Consider the following 16,893-nt stretch of genomic DNA (forward strand, 5'->3'; position numbering starts at 1 on the left):
AATTTATTATATAATCTTAAAAATTATATTTTTTTATTAAATGCTCCACTAATTCAGTTTCATTATAAAAAGTATCTCCATAATTCATTTTAGGTTTATCTATAACAATGAGCTTTATATCTCTATCTATAGCAGATTGTAATTTTTCAAGTGTTCCACCAACTGTTCCACTATCTTTAGTTATTATCGCCTTCGCATTATATTGGTCTATAAATCCTTTATTTAGTTCATAACCTACAGGGCCTTTAATAGCTATAACGTCTTGAACGTCAACTCCTAAATCTAACACTTCTTGAAGTATCTTAGATGATGGCAGAATTCTATGTATAATTCTATTTCTACAGTTAAGTTTAAGTATATTTCCGATATTTCTACTTCCCGTAGTATTTAATATATTTCCATCAATTTCTTCTAAAACTTCTTTTAACTCATTATATCCTTGAATTTTTATTATATTTTTATAATCTGAACTACTTAATACTCCTTCTCTTTCATAACGAATATAAGCAATTTTTGAATCTTTTGCGCTTTGCATTGCATTTTTACTTACTTCTGTTGCATATGGATGTGATGCATCTACTAAAACCGTTATATTAAAGTTTTTTATTAAATCTATTAATCCATCTTTATCTAATGGTTTTGTATTTAAATGTGCTACTTTATATTCTTTAAGTAACTCACCACCATATTCTGTGGCTGTAGACACAACTATTTTATCAGTATGTCTATTCATCATTTTTAAAATTTTCTTACCTTCAGAAGTACCTAATATAAAACCTATCATTTATTTGTCCTCTATTTTATAACCTCTAGGTGTTATAAATGTATCATCTTTAATATAACTTTGTGAATTACCAACTATAACTATACTCATCATGTCCACAATTTCAGTATCAAACTTTTCAAGAGTTGTTATAGTATATTCCATACCATCTCTAAGAGCATTTTTTACAACAGCAATTGGAGTATTTCCATTTCTATAAGATGCAATTATATCTAAACATTCTCTTAAATACTCAGGTCTACCTTTACTTTTAGGATTATATAAAGATATTATAAAATCTCCTTCTGCTGCAAGCTTAACTCTCTTCTTTATAGCTTCATAAGGAGTCATTAAATCACTTAAACTTATATTACAATTATCATGCATAAGTGGCGCACCAACTACTGAACCTGCTGCGCTTGATGCAGTAAGTCCTGGAACTATAACTACTTCTTCATCATTTTTAAGCTCTAATATAAGACCTGCCATACCATATATTCCGGCATCTCCAGTACTTATTAAACAAACATCTTTTTCTTTTGAAAGTTCTAATGCTCTTTTACATCTTTCAACTTCGCCTCTCATACCAGTTTGATATACTTCCTTATCACCTATTAAGTCACGTACCATTTCTATATATTTTGTATATCCAACAACTATATCACAATTTAATATTGTATCTCTTGCTTTCATTGTCATATGATCTAGCCCGCCTGGACCAATTCCTACTACATATAATTTTCCCATTAATTTAATCTCCTTTAAATGTATTTTTCTCCTATTGAAAGAGTCATTCCTTCATATTTAATCTTCTTAACCCTTACTTCTCCATCCATTAAATGAATTACAGGTTCACATACGCATCTTACTCCAACAGTTTTAAATACAAAATCACTGCCTTCATAATCTGCTTCTATGCTGTTTATTTCATCTTTATTAAAAGTTACAAATTCACATCCTAAATAATTAGCTAAGGATATTATGGCTTTTTCCTTCTTTTTTATATCTATTGATCCAATCTTAATTACTGATCTTTCATCATAATTATTTTCTTTTAATGTCTTAAGTACAAATTTTCTAAGTTTTTTTTCATCTGTATCTTTTCTACAACCTATTCCTAATACTATATCTTTTCTGATAAGCTTTAATAATTTATCTTTCTTAGGAATATCTAATTTATTTGTAACCAAAATCATATCGTCTTGTATTTCTTCTGTTTTTATATATCCTTTTGGTGCGTATATTATATCTTTTTCATCTTTAAAATATACCTCTTTATTATTTACAATAAGTGATGCAACTTCCTTGCATACTTTCAAATCATCTATAATTAAATTATTTTTCTTTGCGATCATATCTGGAGCTTCTATATTCATTCCATCTGTTGCTGTTGTTATAACTGGAGTATTATTTAATATATTAGATATTTTAAGAGTTAATTCATTAGCACCACCTAAATGTCCACTTACAAGACTTATTGTAAAGTTATTATTTACATCAACAACAACTATAGCTGGATCTTTTGTTTTACTTTTAAGATATGGAGCTATGAATCTTACAGCTATCCCAGTAGAGCTTATAAATACAACTCCATCTAATCCTTCCATAAACTCTTTTGTTACATTTTTTAAATCTAAATTTTCTCTAGATTTGAGAAAGATTCTACAATCAATATTTTCTTTTATTTTTTCTGCAATTATATTACCCTTCTCTGTAACGCTTATTACCCCTATCATATTTTAAACCTGTGAATCTCTAAACATGTGAGCAAATGACTTATCATAAAGTTTGCTCTTTTCATATTCGCAATCTATAAAGTCCCCAACTAAAATTTGAGCACATTTTGTAATTCCAGCTTCTTTAACTTTTTCACTTATGTCATCTAATGTACCAAGAAGTACTCTTTGATCTTGCCATGTTGCTCTTTCAACTACTGCTATATTAACGTTTCTTCCATATCCACGTCTAAGTTTCTCTACAACCTTATCAATCATTGATATTGATAAGAATATTGCCATTGATGCTCCAATTCCAGCAAGTTTTTCTAAGTCTTCAGTTTCAGGAACCTTAGTTCTACCTTCCACTCTAGTTAAAATTACTGTTTGAGTTATGCTTGGAAGAGTAAATTCTTTCTTTATAGCTGAAGCTGCAGCTGTAAATGAACTTACTCCTGGAATTACTTCATATTGTATATCATATTTATCAAGCTCATCCATTTGCTCTTTAATTGCGCCATATATAGCTGGATCACCTGTATGTAATCTTACAATAATCTTATCCTTATTATCAGCCATAACTTTTATAACTTCATCTAAAGTCATCTTTGCTGAATTATATATTTCTGCTCCTTCTTTGCAAAATGTCATATGTTCACTTGAAACTAGTGAGCCTGCATATATAACTATATCAGCCTTTTTTAGAGTTTCTCTTCCCTTAACTGTAATTAAATCAACATCTCCTGGACCTGCTCCTATAAAATAAACCATTACTTTTTCCTCCTATTATCTACTTGCTATAATTAAAGACATATATTCTCTTGAATTTATTATATCTTCTCTATTTTCTAGTATTTTTTCTCCGTCTCTTCCTACTTTTTGTACACAAACATAATCAAAGCCTTTTTCTTCAAGACACTTTACAACTTCTTCTTCTCTCTTATAAACTTTCATAATTACAACGTACTTTTCATCTTTAATATCAGAAACTCTAGCTGCTGGAAGAACTAAAAGAGGTTCATTTCCTATAACAAGAGTTCTATTTACTAAACTAGCTGCTGCACAAAAAGAAGTTATTCCTGGTATTGTTAAAACCTCTATTCCATTCTCTTTCATATGCTTTAGCATATGAATGTATGTACTATAAACATAAGGATCTCCAATAGTTAAAAATCCTACTGTCTTACCCTTTTCTATTTCACTTTTTATATATTCATAAGCTTCTTTTGCTTTTTCTACTCTATCTTTTTTTCCCATTGGGAAATGTTTAAGTACAACCTCTGTATTATCTTTTATATAATCCTTTGCAGCTTCATAGGCTACGCTTTCTGATCCTTCTACTGCAACTGGTGCTACAATAATATCACATTCTTCAATAGCTCTAACAGCTTTAATAGTTAAAAGTTCCGCATCTCCAGGTCCTACACCTATTCCATATAATTTAGCCATCTATTTCTTCCTTTCTGCACTCTACTATAAATATTGGATTATTTGCTATAAGCATTAAGCTCTTTCCCCTTGTTTTGCTTACTTGAAGCATTGTTACATTGACTTTGTAACCAATCTTTTCTACTATGGCAATAGCTTCATAAACATTCTTTAAAGTTATAAAATTCATAACAAGCTTACCTGAATTTTTAAGTAACTTATCAGAATAAATTAGAATTTCTTCTAATCCTCCACCACTACCTCCAACAAATATAGAATCAAAGATCTTTTTTTCTTCTACAAATTGTTTTAAATATTCAGTAGCTTCTCCTGTATAAAGATTTATATTTTTACAATTAAATTTATCTATATTCTTCCTTGTAACTTCTATTGCATCTTCATCTTTTTCTATTGAATATACAGTTCCATTATTTGCGATCTTAGAACATTGTATTGTAATTGATCCTGTACCACTACCTATATCTAAAACTTTTGAATCTTCTTCTAATTCTAATTTACAGACTGAGCTTACTCTTATATCCTCTTTAGTCATGGGACAATTTCCTCTTATAAACTCTTCATCCTTTATAAATTTCATCTCTTTTCCTCATTCCATTATACTTTTTCAATTATAACTACTGATAAAAGTTCATACTTTTCATCTTTTAACTTCTCAGGAATACCTATACTTATTTTTTCATCATCATAGGATAAATTTTCACCTATAATAACTTTTGATACTATATTATTTTCATATAATATCTCACAAAGTTTACTTGGATTGTTGATTCTATCAGTAAGCCATATTGAGCAATCATTTTCTTTAACTTTAATTAAAAATTCTTCTTCTCTTCCATGTAAACTTCCTAAATAAGCTGTACTCCACATTACTCCTACTTTACTAGTTAGATACTGAAATGAACTTATACCGGGTATAATCTCTATATCATCATCTAACTTTTTCTTTAAATAATTTGTTATTCCATAAAAAGTTGGATCTCCTGAAGCTATTATTGATAAACTTAAATTTTTATTTTGCTCTACGGCCTCTAATAATTCTTTTAATGATTTTACAATTATAGATTCCTTATTTAAGAAATCTATAGATTGCATGGCTCTTTCGAATCCAATTATTTTATCACTATTTTTTAAGGTTTCTAAAGCCTTTGGAAGTATATATTCTCTCTTTCCAGGGCCAAGTCCCACTATATAGATCATCTAATTCGCTCCCTCTAATGAATTCCATAAAACTTTAGGATTACATGGATCATAATACATAACTACATCACAATTTATTTCATTGTAAGTATATAACTCCAACCTTGCTTTAATCTTTTCACCTATATTTTTATATAAATCATCGAAGCCATTACCTAATAACTTTACCGCTCCCTCTGAAGTTTTTTGCTCTAAAACTTCTTTTACAAAATCTATATCATAACCTAAAAGTGCTAACTCTAATGCTATAACCTCAAGTCTTACATCACTTACTCTACTATGAGTATTAAAACATCCATAAGCCACTTTGCTAACTTTTCCTATATGTCCTACTAAAACTATATTTTTAATCTTTAAGATAGCACAACATTCTAATGCATATCCAACATAATTTGAAATTATAACAGTTTCACTTTCTTTATATCCAAGTTGTTTGCATAGTCTTTCACCCATATTTCCAAAGGTTAATACTAAAGTTTCGTTATTTATAGCTTTTTGATTTATCTCTAGCTTAACTGATGCTTTAAGTGCATCTTCTGACATTGGATAAACTATTCCTGTAGTTCCAAGTATAGATATTCCACCTACTATACCGAGCCTCGGATTAAAAGTTTTCTTTGCAACTTCTTCTCCCTTTGGTACGAATATAGTTATTTGTACACCTTTATCTTCTGGCTTTACACTAAGAACTTCTCTTTCTATACATTCTCTTGGAACTTTATTTATTGCCGGCTCTCCTTTTGGTATAAAAAGTCCATCTTTCGTAATAGTTCCTACACCGGTTCCACCCTTTAGTACATATCCCTTATCAATAACTTTTGCTTCTGCCCAAATATCTATCCCATGAGTTGCGTCGATATCATCTCCACCATCTTTTATAATTGAACATGCTACAAAATCTTTTCCTCTTTTTATTTCATTTATCTCTAAATCAAGTACTATACCTTTTGGAGTATCAATTTTTATAGATTTAATTTCTTCATTATTAAATAACATGTAAGTTGCAGCTTTTGCAGCAGCTGATGCACAAGAACCTGTTGTATAACCACACCTTAACTTCTTTCCGTCGCTTTCAACATACAAATCAAGCATTTTTATATCTTACCTTTCATAAAGCATGTACATAAGAGCATTAATAATTGCAGTTGCAACAGTACTTCCACCTTTTCTTCCTTTAACTCTTATATAAGGTATACCTAAAGTTTCTAGCCCTTCTTTACTTTCAGCTGCTCCAACAAATCCTACTGGAACTGCAATTATAAGCTTTGGTTTTGCATTTCCACTCTCTATAAGCTCTCTTAATTTAAAAAGTGCTGTCGGTGCATTACCAAATACAAATATATCAACACCTTCACTAGAAGCTAATTCCACTCCAGCCATTGAACGCGTTATTCCTCTTTCTTTTGATAATTTATGTACTTCATCTAAATTAACATAGCATATTCCTTTTGAATTTAGTGCATTTAAAGCTCTCTTATTTATTCCTGATAAAATCATATTAGTATCAGTATATAATTTAGCTCCATTTTTAAATATTTCTTTAGCTGCATCTATTGCACCTTCACTTATTTCTAATAAGTTTTTATACTCAAAATCAGCGGTTGTATGTATAACTCTTTTTACTACAAGTAACTCTTCATCAGTGAAGTTATGTTCTCCAAGTTCACTACCTATAATTTCAAAACTTTTTCTTTCTATTCCCATTGGATCTTTTATATAGTTCATAATTCCTGTTAGAGAATCTATGTATCCTCTAACATTCACCTACTTTCTAAAATAAATTTTATTTTTCATAATTAATTATTTCTTTTAAGAAATTAATATTTCCTAAAAAATTAATATGAGGATACCCAGCTATAGTATTATTTTTCTTATACCCACATACCCATTCACTTTTATTTCCTAAATAATTCTCTTTGCTTATATTATATACTGTCTCTTCTTCTAAATTAACTTTTGATTTATGAAATTCATGACAATTAATTGTGTATAAATTTCCATTGTTATGTAGAGTTAGCGTGGAGTATCCAAATCTTTGAAGTCTCTTTGTCATCTCAGTATTCCCTTTAAAGAATCCTACCATCTCAGTCCCATCTATGCTTTCAGTAAGATACATAAGCCCTCCACATTCAGCAAAACATCTAAGTCCATTATCAAGTGCATCTTTTATACTTTTTCTCATAGACTTATTTTTTGAAAGTTCTTCTTTAAAAATTTCTGGATATCCACCCCCTAAGTATAGAAAATCTAGACCTTTAGGAAGCTCTTTATCATTTAATGGACTAAAGTATACAACATCTCCAATACTTTTTAATAACTCTATATTCTCTTCATAATAAAAATTAAATGCCTTATCTAACGCAATACCTATTTTTATATTTTTATTTTTTAAGTTGTATTCTATACTTTTTGCTTTATATTCTTTAAATTCATCTATGAGACCTTCAAGGTCTACATAATTCTCTAATAACGAACTTGCATAATCTATTTTTTCTTTAAGGTTTGATACTTCAACACTTTGAACTAATCCAAGATGCCTACTTTTTAAATTTAAATTTTCATCCTTTGGTATATATCCAAATACCTTTACATCACAGTTTTTTTCTATAGCAGCTTTTAGCATAGTGTAATAGCTAGTACTTATAGAATTTAAAACTACCCCAATAATATTTGCTTTCTTAAAATCTTTTAATCCATTTATTTCGGCACATAAAGTAACACTTTGAGCTCCTGGAGTAATTACAAGTAAAATTGGCATGTCATTAAGTTCTTTTGAAACATGATATGTCGATCCAAAAGTATCTATTCCCTTACCATCATAAAGGCCCATGACCCCTTCAATTACTCCTAAATCTCCATTTCCTCTTGAATAAGTATCCTTCATGCCATCTTTACCCATTAGAAATATATCTAAGTTTCTTGAAGGTTTCTTAGTTATAAATTTATGAAAGGCGCTATCTATATAATCAGGCCCAACTTTAAATCCTTGTACCTCAAACCCTTTTCTCATTAAAGAATTCATTAAAGCTAAAGTAAAGGTAGTTTTACCACCGCCACTTCTATTAGAGGCAATAATTAAAGATTTCATATACCTTCCTCCTATTTATCTCTTGCTTACTTTCTTAATTTCTTAGTTTCACCACAACCTAAATATGTATCATTTTTCATGTCATCTATATGATCTAGATATATTTTTCTAAAAGCTTCTACTTCTCCAAGACCGTGTACATGTGCTTCTACTTCAAGTCCTTTACTTTCTAATATTGTTTTCCATGAATCCTCTTCATCTGATGCCATATCATTCTTAACATGATCCCCTGCAACAACCATTAGCGGTACTAATTTCACCTTTTTTATATTATTTCTTTCAATTCTCTTTAATACGCTATCTAAAGTTGGGTAGCCTTCTACAGTTCCAACAAATGCTCTTTCATGTCCTTCATCATATAGCATTGTTTGAAGAGCGCCATAAACAGCATTAGAATAATGGGCACTACCATGTCCAAATAAAACTACAGCTTCTTCTTCTTCACATTCTAATAATTCTTTTATGCTTTCTATGAATATTGTATAATCATTTGGAAGTTCTTCTTCTCCTTGATAGAAAAATATTGGTCTTCCAAATTTCATAGTATCGAAATGCTTTTCAAATCTAACTACATTTCCCTTTACATAATCATATTCCTCTCCAGGTATCATGTGAATAGGTTGAACTAAAACTTCATTGTATCCTAAATCTTTTAATTTCTCTAAAACTATCTCTGGTGTGTCAACTTCTATGTTATGGACTCTTTTTAACTTATTTATTATCATATGAGATGTAAAACATCTAAATATATCATATCCTTTAAATTTATCTTTTATTTCTGTTTCGATCTTTTCAATTGAATTTTCTAATGCATCTAAATAACTCGTTCCAAAACTAACTACTAATATTGCCTTTTTCATAATTCACCTCTAAAAATTTCTTGTTTTATCTAAATAATGGGAATAATTGAAAAAGCACTTCTATCCCTAAGGATAAAAGTGCTTTATATACACAAAAAACAAGATAGGATTTAAAAAATCCATCAAAATTTTATCTATTGTACTTCCCTCCGAAGAATAGCTAACAAATTTTAGGCAGGTTTCCTGACTTAAGGGTCATCCTTGCTTAATCCTTCCCAATACATATTAGTGGTTTCTTTTAAGCTCGTCTCCTTTTACAGTAGCGGGGGCTGTAATGGAATTTCACCATTTTCCCTTTTAATAATTTTAAAAAATTATTCACCTAAAACTAAATTATTTAATTTTACTATTTCTTATTTTTTAATTATATATTATATCTGTTTTTTATTCAATAAATATATTTTCTAATTCTTAGCTAAAAGTTCTAAACTTTCTCCTTTATCCTTCTCATTTTTATCTTTTAATAAAAATGAAGCAAAAAAAACTATTAGAAGAAGTACTGCGGCTATAAAGAAAGCATAATTAAATCCATGAACTAACGCCATAGCATTATCATTTAAATTTGTTACTCCCTGTATTCCGTCTAAATAATTATTTTTCTTTGTTGTCATCAAGCTAACAAATAAAGATGATCCCATAGCAGCAGCTATTTGTTGAAGTGTATTTATAACAGCAGTTCCATGAGGATACTGTATTGGCTTTAGTTGATTTAAACTATTTGTTTGTGATGAAGTCATAACAAGTGGCATGCCAATATTAAGTATACAAAGTAGTATTATTACTTCTATATAACTTGTATTAATATTAACTCTTGATAATAAATAGAATGATATTGTTAAAATCATAAATCCAAAAGGAACTAATTTTTTTGCACCAAATTTATCATATAAATGTCCTGTTATTATAGATGCAAAAGCGTTTATTAAGCCAGCTGGTAATATAGCTAATCCAACTTGGAATGGTGACATATGATATAATCCTTCTAAATACATCGGCATAACAACTAATGTTTCAAATAGAGTCATCATAGATACCATAACAAATATTACACCAAGCCCATATGTTGAAGATTTAAATACTCTTAAATCAAGCATGGCTCTTTTAATCTAAACTGTCTTAATGAGAATAAGATTAATGATAGAATTCCTATTAAGAAAAATACTAATGTCTTACTAAAATTATTATTTCCTAAAGTACTAAAGCCTACTATAATTCCTCCAAAGCCTAATGTTGATAAAATTATTGATATTACATCTATTTTAGGTTTTGTTATTTCTGTAACTTTTTCTAAATATCTATATCCAAGTATAATTGCTAATATTGCTAATGGAATTTCCATGATAAATAAATATCTCCATGATAATTTTTGAATTATCATACCTGATAAAGTAGGCGCTATTGACGGTGCAAATAATATTACAAAAAGTCCAAGTCCAACAGCTGCGCCACGTTTTTCTGGTGGATTTATAACAACTATTGTATTCATCATTATTGGCACAAACATTCCTGTTCCAGATGCTTGTATTAATCTACCTAAAAGTAATATTGTAAAGTTTGGTGCTGTAGCCGCTATTATAGTTCCTAATAGAAACAATGACATTGCTACTATATACAGTTGCTTTAAAGTAAATCTTTGAATTAAAAAAGCAGTAACTGGAACTAATATCCCTATAACTAAAAGATACCCTGTACTTAACCATTGAACAGTTTGTGCACTTATATTAAACTCTTCCATAAGTTTTGGAAGTGCTACATTTGTTATTGTCTCATTTAACAAGGCCATGAACCCTCCAAATAGTAATACTGCCATAACCTTAAATATTTTTTCTTTTGATTGCATTTTCTAAACCTCTTTCTTTAATTAGACCAGTCTATATAATTTTTCCAAAAAATATTATTAAATAAAATATATAAAGATTATTATAATCTTAAAAAGTTTTATAATAATCTTTATTCTAATAGAATTTTATTTTATATAGCTATTTATAATCATCTTTATTTTATCAGCAACAAGTAAAAGTGAACTATTATCTTTTTTAGTAAGAGACATTACTATTGCCCCTTCTATCATTATCTGTATTATTCTACTTATTTCTTTTGAATCATTTTCTGATATTCCAAGTTCTAATAATCTTTTATAATATAAAGATTCCCATTCTAAAAATGTATCCATACAAGCTTCTCTAAGAATTTCATTGGTCTGTGAAGCTTCTAATGCCAAAAGACTAACTGTTACTCCTTTGACTACTTCTTCTCTATCTACTATATCAGCTACATTTAAGATAACTTTTTGTATGCCTTCAATAGGGTTATTACTTAAATAAAGATTTTCTTTAATCTCTTCTTTTATATTGTTTTTAACTACTTTTATAGCTTCCAATGCTAACTCTTCCTTACCCTTTGGAAAATAATAATAAAGTGATCCTTTTGGTGCTTTACTTACCTTTAATATCGAATTTAATCCAGTAGCATGATATCCATTAGAGAAAAATAATTTTGATGCTGAATTTAATATTTTACTTCTTGTATCTATCTTTTTATGCAATTTAAATACCTCATTAGTTTTATTATACCGATTGGTCTATATATAAAATACATTCTGAGATTTAAATTGTCAAATATAATTTTTAGAATATATTAAAAAATTAGGAGTAGAACTCTAAATAGTTATAAAGTTCTACTCCTAAAATATTTTACTCTATTGCTTTTGTTCACCTAATATTTTTTCTAACTTTTCTACTATTGCGTCATCCATCTTCTTCATATATTCATTAAATACTTTTTCGCAATTTAAGAATGGTGATAATACACATGCTCTTAAGATTGTTACCTTCTTAACCCTCTTCCATTCTTCTGTTGAAATTCCACAATTATTAACAAATTTAAGTGGTGAATCACCGTAATCTTCTACTGTAAAGTCAGTATGTGAAGTTAAAAAGTCATTTACATATAAGGCTTCCTTTACATATGAAGCTTCTTCATAAAAGTCATGATTTAAATCATTCATTACTTTTAAATCTTTATTTCCTCTTAGATTAAATACAAAGTCAACCATATTAAAATCTGGTTCAACTAAAGGATAAACATCTACTATCTTATCTCCAACTTTATATGACTTTTGCATTTCTAATTTATGATAAAGCTTGTAAGCCCCTTCATTGCCTGCGCCTATAAGTTTACCATAGCCTGTTATATTAAGAGGTAATACTTTGTGAGCGGTCCAAACTGAAGCTGCTGTAGCACCTGCTTTTGATCCTTCAAGCATAAATGCACCAAGAAGTGATGGTATATCAGCTCCCTTTTCAAATACGTATGTTGCAAAGTAAGAAATTGAATCTCTCATTCTCTTATCTCTTACAATTATACCTCCTGCTGAATATGGTATATATCCCATCTTATGTGGGTCAATTGTAATTGTATCTGCCTTCTCCATAGATTTAAATGCATTGTATACATCATTTGATGGCCATGGTGTGCTTTCATCTAATATAGCTCCATGCTCTAGCATTTTTTCTTTTAATTTATCCTCTTTAATAAATGAATAATCATCATCTAAGAATATAGATCTCGCATATCCACCATAGGCTGCATCTACATGTACATAGAAATTAATTCCCTTCTTTGAGAATTCATCTCTTATTTCTATAATCTTATCAATATGGTCTATTGCGCCTTCTTCTGTAGATCCAACAACTCCAACAACTCCAAGTATAGGAATTTGTTTACTTGTATATTCTTCAATTGTCTTTCTAAGTTCATTCATATCCATTCTGTAATGATGATCAACTTTTACTGGAACAACTGCTTCTACTCCAAGACCAAGAATATCGCCAGCTTTAAGCCATGAATAATGTTTTGTTTGAGGTATTAGCCATTTTCCAAGCTTACCTATCTTATCTCCCATCCCTCTTGCAGAATGTTCTTTTATTTGGTCTAACTTCTCTCCTGCGTTATCCATAAGATCAAGTATTTCAGAAACACTCATATTTAAAAGTTCCCATTCTGATTTACCATCTACAAGCTCTGGCATAACCTCTTTTACTGCAAGCGGAATAGATTTTATATTTCTTGCATACCATAAGCCCTCATAATTTGCTATGGATCCATCTGCACAAATATGCCCCCATCCATCATCATTATAACTTACTAATTTACAGAAATCTTCTCCAACATCTTCTTCCATTTGAGATGTAGCAGGTGAAGATTCATAGGCAACATTATTACCGTTATATAACATAGCAGCAAAATAACCTAATAATGCTGGCATTAATGTTTCTGAATTCATATGTCCTAAAAATCTTGGTGAATGCCATGGAACAGAACCAGCTCTCAATTTTGATGATAATTCAATCAATACCTCTTTAAGTCTATCTTTACTTACTACAAAGCTTTCTTTGCGTTCATCAGAAACTTTAATTATAGTATCATCTTCTGGATGAAAATTCTTTCTCCACTCAGCATGGTCATTAAATAATCTTAAAAGACTTTCTTCAAAAAAATCTTCATTTTCTGATTTAGGCCCTAAGAACATAGCTTTTAAATTAATATCCTCATTATTTTCTAAAATATCAGTACCTTTTTTAACGTCCTTTTCCATTATATCTAATCTCCTTTTCTTTTGGTTTCTTCCATGAGTCTTTCTTAAATGCGTATATAATTAATGGTGAAATAAAACATATTATAGTTCCAATTACTTGGAATGCAATATACATAGTATCACCCTCTGGTGGTATAGAACTTGGAGGTATAAGGCTAACTACTATGGTTATGATTACACCAATCATAGCTAATATACATGTAATCCACATACCAGCTTTCCCACCTGGGATAGTAAATGCTCTATGTACATCTGGCTTTTTATATTTTAGAATTATTTCAGCAAGTATTATAAATATATAAACTATACTATAAAGAATAGTTGTCAATATAAGTACCATAAAGAAACTATTATTAACATCTGGTACTACAACATATACAATTGCTACTAATGACACAACAATTGCTTGAATAAGTACAAATGTTATAGGAACATCACGTCTTGTTCTCTTTTGAAATATAGGTGGTAAATTCCCTTCTTCTGCAACCTTTATCATAGCTTTTGAAGGTCCAAGTACCCATGCACTTAATTGTGCAAGAACACCAATAGCTATCATTCCTGCAATAATATTTGTAAGCCATGGCATTCCAAGTTCATTAAAATAAATTTGGAATGGTTGAGTTATATTTGATAACTCTATCTTATCTGAAGGTATTGTATTTGCCTCTGTAAGCCCTGCAATAAGGTTAAATATTATAAGTAATCCCATTGATAGAAATACTGATATTGGATAATTTCTTTTTGGATTCTCTATATTATTTGCATGAACTGATGCAATTTCAAGACCTGAAAATATAAATATTATTCCTGAAAAAAATGATAATTTGTCTAAAGATGCTAAACTTGGTATTGCTGTTTGAACGTTAAATGGTCCTAAATAAACATTTCCATGTTTAAATGTCCACCATAAGCCTAAAACAACTAATGCAACAAAAGGTATATATATACCAACTACTGCACCTATACTTCCTACTACTTTACCCATATCAAATTTAAAGTTTAGTAGAGTTACAGTCCAGTAAGAAATTACTATTATAATGAATATAAACATATTATTTTGTGCAAGTTCAGTTCTTCCTATTGCATAAGCAAGCATTACACCAACAGTAGAACTTACCATAACCATACCAAAGAATAATTGAACCCATAAAAGCCATGCAGTTACAAATCCCCATCTTTCTCCTAATGCCTCTTTAACCCAAACTTGAGATCCACCTTCCTCTGGCCATCCAGTTGCTAGTTCAGCTGCAATAAGTGAAATAGGTATTGCAAAAAGTACTGCTGCACCTATCATAAAGAATATCTGTTGCCAACCAACAATTGCTAATGTTGGTACGCTTCTAACACTTCCATAAAAAGCTATACTTATACCTACTAATTGAAATAGAGTAAGCTTTTTATTTCTATTTTCTAAGTCTCCCATACTCTTATTCACATCCTCTTCTTTTGCTTTATACTTTTATTACTTAAATAAATATATTTTTAGAATTATCAATCACCATCCTTTATGAAAACTTATATTATAGTCTTTCTTTAACTAAATTTATTATGTGTTACATTTTTTACTTTAATACAACTAATAATTTCCTATAAAACCATATAGAAATTTTGTCAAAAAAAGAAAGTAGAAAAATAAATTTATTTTTCTACTTTCTTCCTTACTTTTATAAACTAATATTTTTTATTTAAGATTTATTTCCAAATGATAAAAACTTATCTTTTCCACTTCATAAGTATTTCTTCTTTTAATGTTGCTGAGTCTATTGATTCACTAACTATTTCAAATCCTTCTCTTTCATAAAACTTTAAGGCTCTTACATTTTCCTTGAAAACATTTAATGTTAAACTATTTAATTCATTCTTAACTGTATCAATAAGTTTCCTACCTATGCCTTGTCCTTGACTATCATTAGCTACAAATAATCCCCCTATAAAATTATTATTTAGTATACTAATAAATCCTTTTATAATATTATCTTCTTTGTAAATATAAGTTTTTGATATAGGTATATATTTATTTCTAACTATATCTTGTGATTCTATCCAATAATTTTCATCAATAAAATCATGAGATTTTATTGTACTTTCAACCCAAATTTTCATAATTTCATCTATATCTTTTTTATTAAACAAAAAAATGTTATTTTCCACGCTCAAACTCCCCTTTATTTAAATGTTATATACCCTATAATTAAGTCATTTTATCATCAACTATATTTATATACAAGTAAAAGGGGAGTTAAATTACATTATACTTAATTTAAAATATTCTACTTGTTTTATCTAAAGTTTCTCTAATTAATTGAATCTCATCTTCTGTTAATATAGTTATTTTACTAATAGCTTTATTATCCATTCCCATTATTATAGCTGTCCTTGCAGCTTCTACTGCATTACTTCTGTCTCGTTTGTTTTTTAGGTTATTATTAGAATTATTCATATATAAAACCTCCTTACTTGATATATATTAAAAAGATTCACTAGTTTATACTTGCTCCTATACTTATTATTTAATATATGTTTATTTTTTATTATTTCCTATAATATTTCTAATATAATTGAAGATTATAAATCATTATATTAGTTAATAATACTATTAGAGGTGATTTTATGAATACATTAGAAATAGTTATAATATTGATTCTTATTATAACTATCTTAAAAATTATTACTCCATTAATTAATAAGGCAACTACTTTCAATGATGAAAAAATTAAGTTTAAAGTTAAAATGAAAAAAGAAAGTATAACTAATTTAACAGGAATAGAGTTTGAATATTTTTGTAGATGGCTTTTTGATGATATTTATCATTATAGAGATGTAATTGTAACACCTTCTGAGAATGATGGTGGAGTAGATTTAATTCTAACAGATGAAAAATTTGAAAAAACTTACGTAGAATGTAAAAGATATACAACTACATATGATTATAAAGATGATAAAAAAATAAAAAATTATGACTTTATGATAGGTAGAGAAATATGCCAGAAATTAGTTGGTGCAATGATGTCTAATGGAATAAAAAAAGGAATCATTGTAACTACCGGTGAAATACATCCTAATGCTGATAAATACATATCTGATCTTAATAAAAATAGTGATTTAGATATTAAATTTATAACTTTACATGAAATAGTTAAAATTCTTGATGCATATTCAGAATCAGAAAATTATTATATAAATATTGAAGTTTAGTTTTTTATAATTAAGCTTTCAAATTTTAA

19 protein-coding genes and 1 riboswitch are annotated in these 16,893 nt (G+C 28.7%); of the genes, 1 reads left to right on the forward strand and 18 read right to left on the reverse strand.

Annotated elements, in window-relative coordinates; all coding sequences use genetic code 11:
• Positions 1 to 16: 16 nt before the first annotated feature.
• From JOC62_RS06070 to JOC62_RS06155, 18 genes are all read right to left on the reverse strand, one after another.
• A complete protein-coding gene (locus JOC62_RS06070) occupies positions 17 to 784 on the reverse strand; it encodes a cobalt-precorrin-6A reductase (protein ID WP_204594330.1) in 768 nt (255 codons plus the stop codon).
• The gene (gene cobJ, locus JOC62_RS06075) at positions 785 to 1,510 is read right to left on the reverse strand and encodes a precorrin-3B C(17)-methyltransferase (protein ID WP_204594331.1); all 726 of its coding nucleotides are present in this window, start codon (positions 1,508 to 1,510) and stop codon (positions 785 to 787) included.
• A 14-nt stretch (positions 1,511 to 1,524) separates the two neighbouring features.
• Positions 1,525 to 2,499 carry a cobalt-precorrin 5A hydrolase gene (cbiG, locus tag JOC62_RS06080; RefSeq protein ID WP_204594332.1) on the reverse strand — a complete coding sequence of 325 codons (975 nt, stop codon included), beginning with the start codon at positions 2,497 to 2,499 and terminating at the stop codon, positions 1,525 to 1,527.
• Between the two features lie 3 nt (positions 2,500 to 2,502).
• Positions 2,503 to 3,249 carry a precorrin-4 C(11)-methyltransferase gene (cobM, locus tag JOC62_RS06085; protein ID WP_204594333.1) on the reverse strand — a complete coding sequence of 249 codons (747 nt, stop codon included), beginning with the start codon at positions 3,247 to 3,249 and terminating at the stop codon, positions 2,503 to 2,505.
• Between the two features lie 15 nt (positions 3,250 to 3,264).
• Positions 3,265 to 3,927 (reverse strand): cobalt-factor II C(20)-methyltransferase, encoded by a 663-nt coding sequence (locus JOC62_RS06090; RefSeq protein ID WP_204594334.1) that lies wholly within the window; start codon positions 3,925 to 3,927, stop codon positions 3,265 to 3,267.
• A complete protein-coding gene (cbiT, locus tag JOC62_RS06095) occupies positions 3,920 to 4,504 on the reverse strand; it encodes a precorrin-6Y C5,15-methyltransferase (decarboxylating) subunit CbiT (protein WP_204594335.1) in 585 nt (194 codons plus the stop codon). The genes JOC62_RS06090 and cbiT overlap by 8 nt, the downstream gene beginning before the upstream one ends.
• A gap of 17 nt (positions 4,505 to 4,521) precedes the next feature.
• On the reverse strand, positions 4,522 to 5,124 hold the full coding sequence (gene cbiE, locus JOC62_RS06100) for a precorrin-6y C5,15-methyltransferase (decarboxylating) subunit CbiE (RefSeq protein ID WP_204594336.1): 603 nt from the start codon (positions 5,122 to 5,124) through the stop codon (positions 4,522 to 4,524).
• Complete coding sequence (cbiD, locus tag JOC62_RS06105) at positions 5,125 to 6,216, reverse strand: cobalt-precorrin-5B (C(1))-methyltransferase CbiD (RefSeq protein ID WP_204594337.1); 1,092 nt, start codon at positions 6,214 to 6,216, stop codon at positions 5,125 to 5,127.
• 9 nt (positions 6,217 to 6,225) lie between these two features.
• The gene (locus JOC62_RS06110; protein ID WP_204594338.1) at positions 6,226 to 6,849 is read right to left on the reverse strand and encodes a precorrin-8X methylmutase; all 624 of its coding nucleotides are present in this window, start codon (positions 6,847 to 6,849) and stop codon (positions 6,226 to 6,228) included.
• Between the two features lie 58 nt (positions 6,850 to 6,907).
• On the reverse strand, positions 6,908 to 8,212 hold the full coding sequence (locus tag JOC62_RS06115) for a cobyrinic acid a,c-diamide synthase CobB (RefSeq protein WP_204594339.1): 1,305 nt from the start codon (positions 8,210 to 8,212) through the stop codon (positions 6,908 to 6,910).
• A 26-nt stretch (positions 8,213 to 8,238) separates the two neighbouring features.
• A complete protein-coding gene (locus JOC62_RS06120; protein WP_204594340.1) occupies positions 8,239 to 9,072 on the reverse strand; it encodes a sirohydrochlorin cobaltochelatase in 834 nt (277 codons plus the stop codon).
• 156 nt (positions 9,073 to 9,228) lie between these two features.
• Positions 9,229 to 9,413: riboswitch (cobalamin riboswitch) on the reverse strand.
• Positions 9,414 to 9,476: 63 nt separating this feature from the next.
• Positions 9,477 to 10,166, reverse strand: a complete 690-nt coding sequence (locus tag JOC62_RS06125; protein ID WP_204594341.1) for an MFS transporter — start codon at positions 10,164 to 10,166, stop codon at positions 9,477 to 9,479.
• Positions 10,154 to 10,912: an MFS transporter gene (locus JOC62_RS06130; protein ID WP_204594342.1), complete on the reverse strand. Its 759-nt coding sequence runs from the start codon at positions 10,910 to 10,912 to the stop codon at positions 10,154 to 10,156. Before JOC62_RS06130 ends, JOC62_RS06125 begins: the two co-directional genes overlap by 13 nt.
• A gap of 126 nt (positions 10,913 to 11,038) precedes the next feature.
• Positions 11,039 to 11,617 carry a TetR/AcrR family transcriptional regulator gene (locus JOC62_RS06135; protein WP_204594343.1) on the reverse strand — a complete coding sequence of 193 codons (579 nt, stop codon included), beginning with the start codon at positions 11,615 to 11,617 and terminating at the stop codon, positions 11,039 to 11,041.
• Positions 11,618 to 11,770: 153 nt separating this feature from the next.
• Complete coding sequence (gene tdc / locus JOC62_RS06140) at positions 11,771 to 13,669, reverse strand: tyrosine decarboxylase (RefSeq protein WP_204594344.1); 1,899 nt, start codon at positions 13,667 to 13,669, stop codon at positions 11,771 to 11,773.
• Positions 13,653 to 15,092 (reverse strand): tyrosine-tyramine antiporter, encoded by a 1,440-nt coding sequence (tyrP, locus tag JOC62_RS06145; protein ID WP_204594345.1) that lies wholly within the window; start codon positions 15,090 to 15,092, stop codon positions 13,653 to 13,655. Before tyrP ends, tdc begins: the two co-directional genes overlap by 17 nt.
• Positions 15,093 to 15,382: 290 nt before the next feature.
• A complete protein-coding gene (locus JOC62_RS06150) occupies positions 15,383 to 15,820 on the reverse strand; it encodes an N-acetyltransferase (RefSeq protein WP_341534797.1) in 438 nt (145 codons plus the stop codon).
• 109 nt (positions 15,821 to 15,929) lie between these two features.
• A complete protein-coding gene (locus JOC62_RS06155; RefSeq protein WP_204594346.1) occupies positions 15,930 to 16,109 on the reverse strand; it encodes a hypothetical protein in 180 nt (59 codons plus the stop codon).
• A gap of 170 nt (positions 16,110 to 16,279) precedes the next feature.
• Here JOC62_RS06155 and JOC62_RS06160 point away from each other — a divergent pair, with 170 nt between their 5' ends.
• Complete coding sequence (locus JOC62_RS06160; RefSeq protein WP_204594347.1) at positions 16,280 to 16,864, forward strand: restriction endonuclease; 585 nt, start codon at positions 16,280 to 16,282, stop codon at positions 16,862 to 16,864.
• Positions 16,865 to 16,893 lie beyond the last annotated feature (29 nt).

Source organism: Clostridium sardiniense, assembly GCF_016907995.1.
Taxonomy (GTDB): domain Bacteria; phylum Bacillota; class Clostridia; order Clostridiales; family Clostridiaceae; genus Clostridium; species Clostridium sardiniense.

Coding starts and splice junctions, on each gene's coding strand:
- JOC62_RS06070 (WP_204594330.1), bottom strand. CDS start 784: ATGATAGGTTTTATATTAGGTACTTCTGAAGGTAAGAAAATTTTAAAA.
- cobJ (WP_204594331.1), bottom strand. CDS start 1,510: ATGGGAAAATTATATGTAGTAGGAATTGGTCCAGGCGGGCTAGATCAT.
- cbiG (WP_204594332.1), bottom strand. CDS start 2,499: ATGATAGGGGTAATAAGCGTTACAGAGAAGGGTAATATAATTGCAGAA.
- cobM (WP_204594333.1), bottom strand. CDS start 3,249: ATGGTTTATTTTATAGGAGCAGGTCCAGGAGATGTTGATTTAATTACA.
- JOC62_RS06090 (WP_204594334.1), bottom strand. CDS start 3,927: ATGGCTAAATTATATGGAATAGGTGTAGGACCTGGAGATGCGGAACTT.
- cbiT (WP_204594335.1), bottom strand. CDS start 4,504: ATGAAATTTATAAAGGATGAAGAGTTTATAAGAGGAAATTGTCCCATG.
- cbiE (WP_204594336.1), bottom strand. CDS start 5,124: ATGATCTATATAGTGGGACTTGGCCCTGGAAAGAGAGAATATATACTT.
- cbiD (WP_204594337.1), bottom strand. CDS start 6,216: ATGCTTGATTTGTATGTTGAAAGCGACGGAAAGAAGTTAAGGTGTGGT.
- JOC62_RS06110 (WP_204594338.1), bottom strand. CDS start 6,849: ATGAACTATATAAAAGATCCAATGGGAATAGAAAGAAAAAGTTTTGAA.
- JOC62_RS06115 (WP_204594339.1), bottom strand. CDS start 8,212: ATGAAATCTTTAATTATTGCCTCTAATAGAAGTGGCGGTGGTAAAACT.
- JOC62_RS06120 (WP_204594340.1), bottom strand. CDS start 9,072: ATGAAAAAGGCAATATTAGTAGTTAGTTTTGGAACGAGTTATTTAGAT.
- JOC62_RS06125 (WP_204594341.1), bottom strand. CDS start 10,166: ATGCTTGATTTAAGAGTATTTAAATCTTCAACATATGGGCTTGGTGTA.
- JOC62_RS06130 (WP_204594342.1), bottom strand. CDS start 10,912: ATGCAATCAAAAGAAAAAATATTTAAGGTTATGGCAGTATTACTATTT.
- tdc (WP_204594344.1), bottom strand. CDS start 13,669: ATGGAAAAGGACGTTAAAAAAGGTACTGATATTTTAGAAAATAATGAG.
- tyrP (WP_204594345.1), bottom strand. CDS start 15,092: ATGGGAGACTTAGAAAATAGAAATAAAAAGCTTACTCTATTTCAATTA.
- JOC62_RS06155 (WP_204594346.1), bottom strand. CDS start 16,109: ATGAATAATTCTAATAATAACCTAAAAAACAAACGAGACAGAAGTAAT.
- JOC62_RS06160 (WP_204594347.1), top strand. CDS start 16,280: ATGAATACATTAGAAATAGTTATAATATTGATTCTTATTATAACTATC.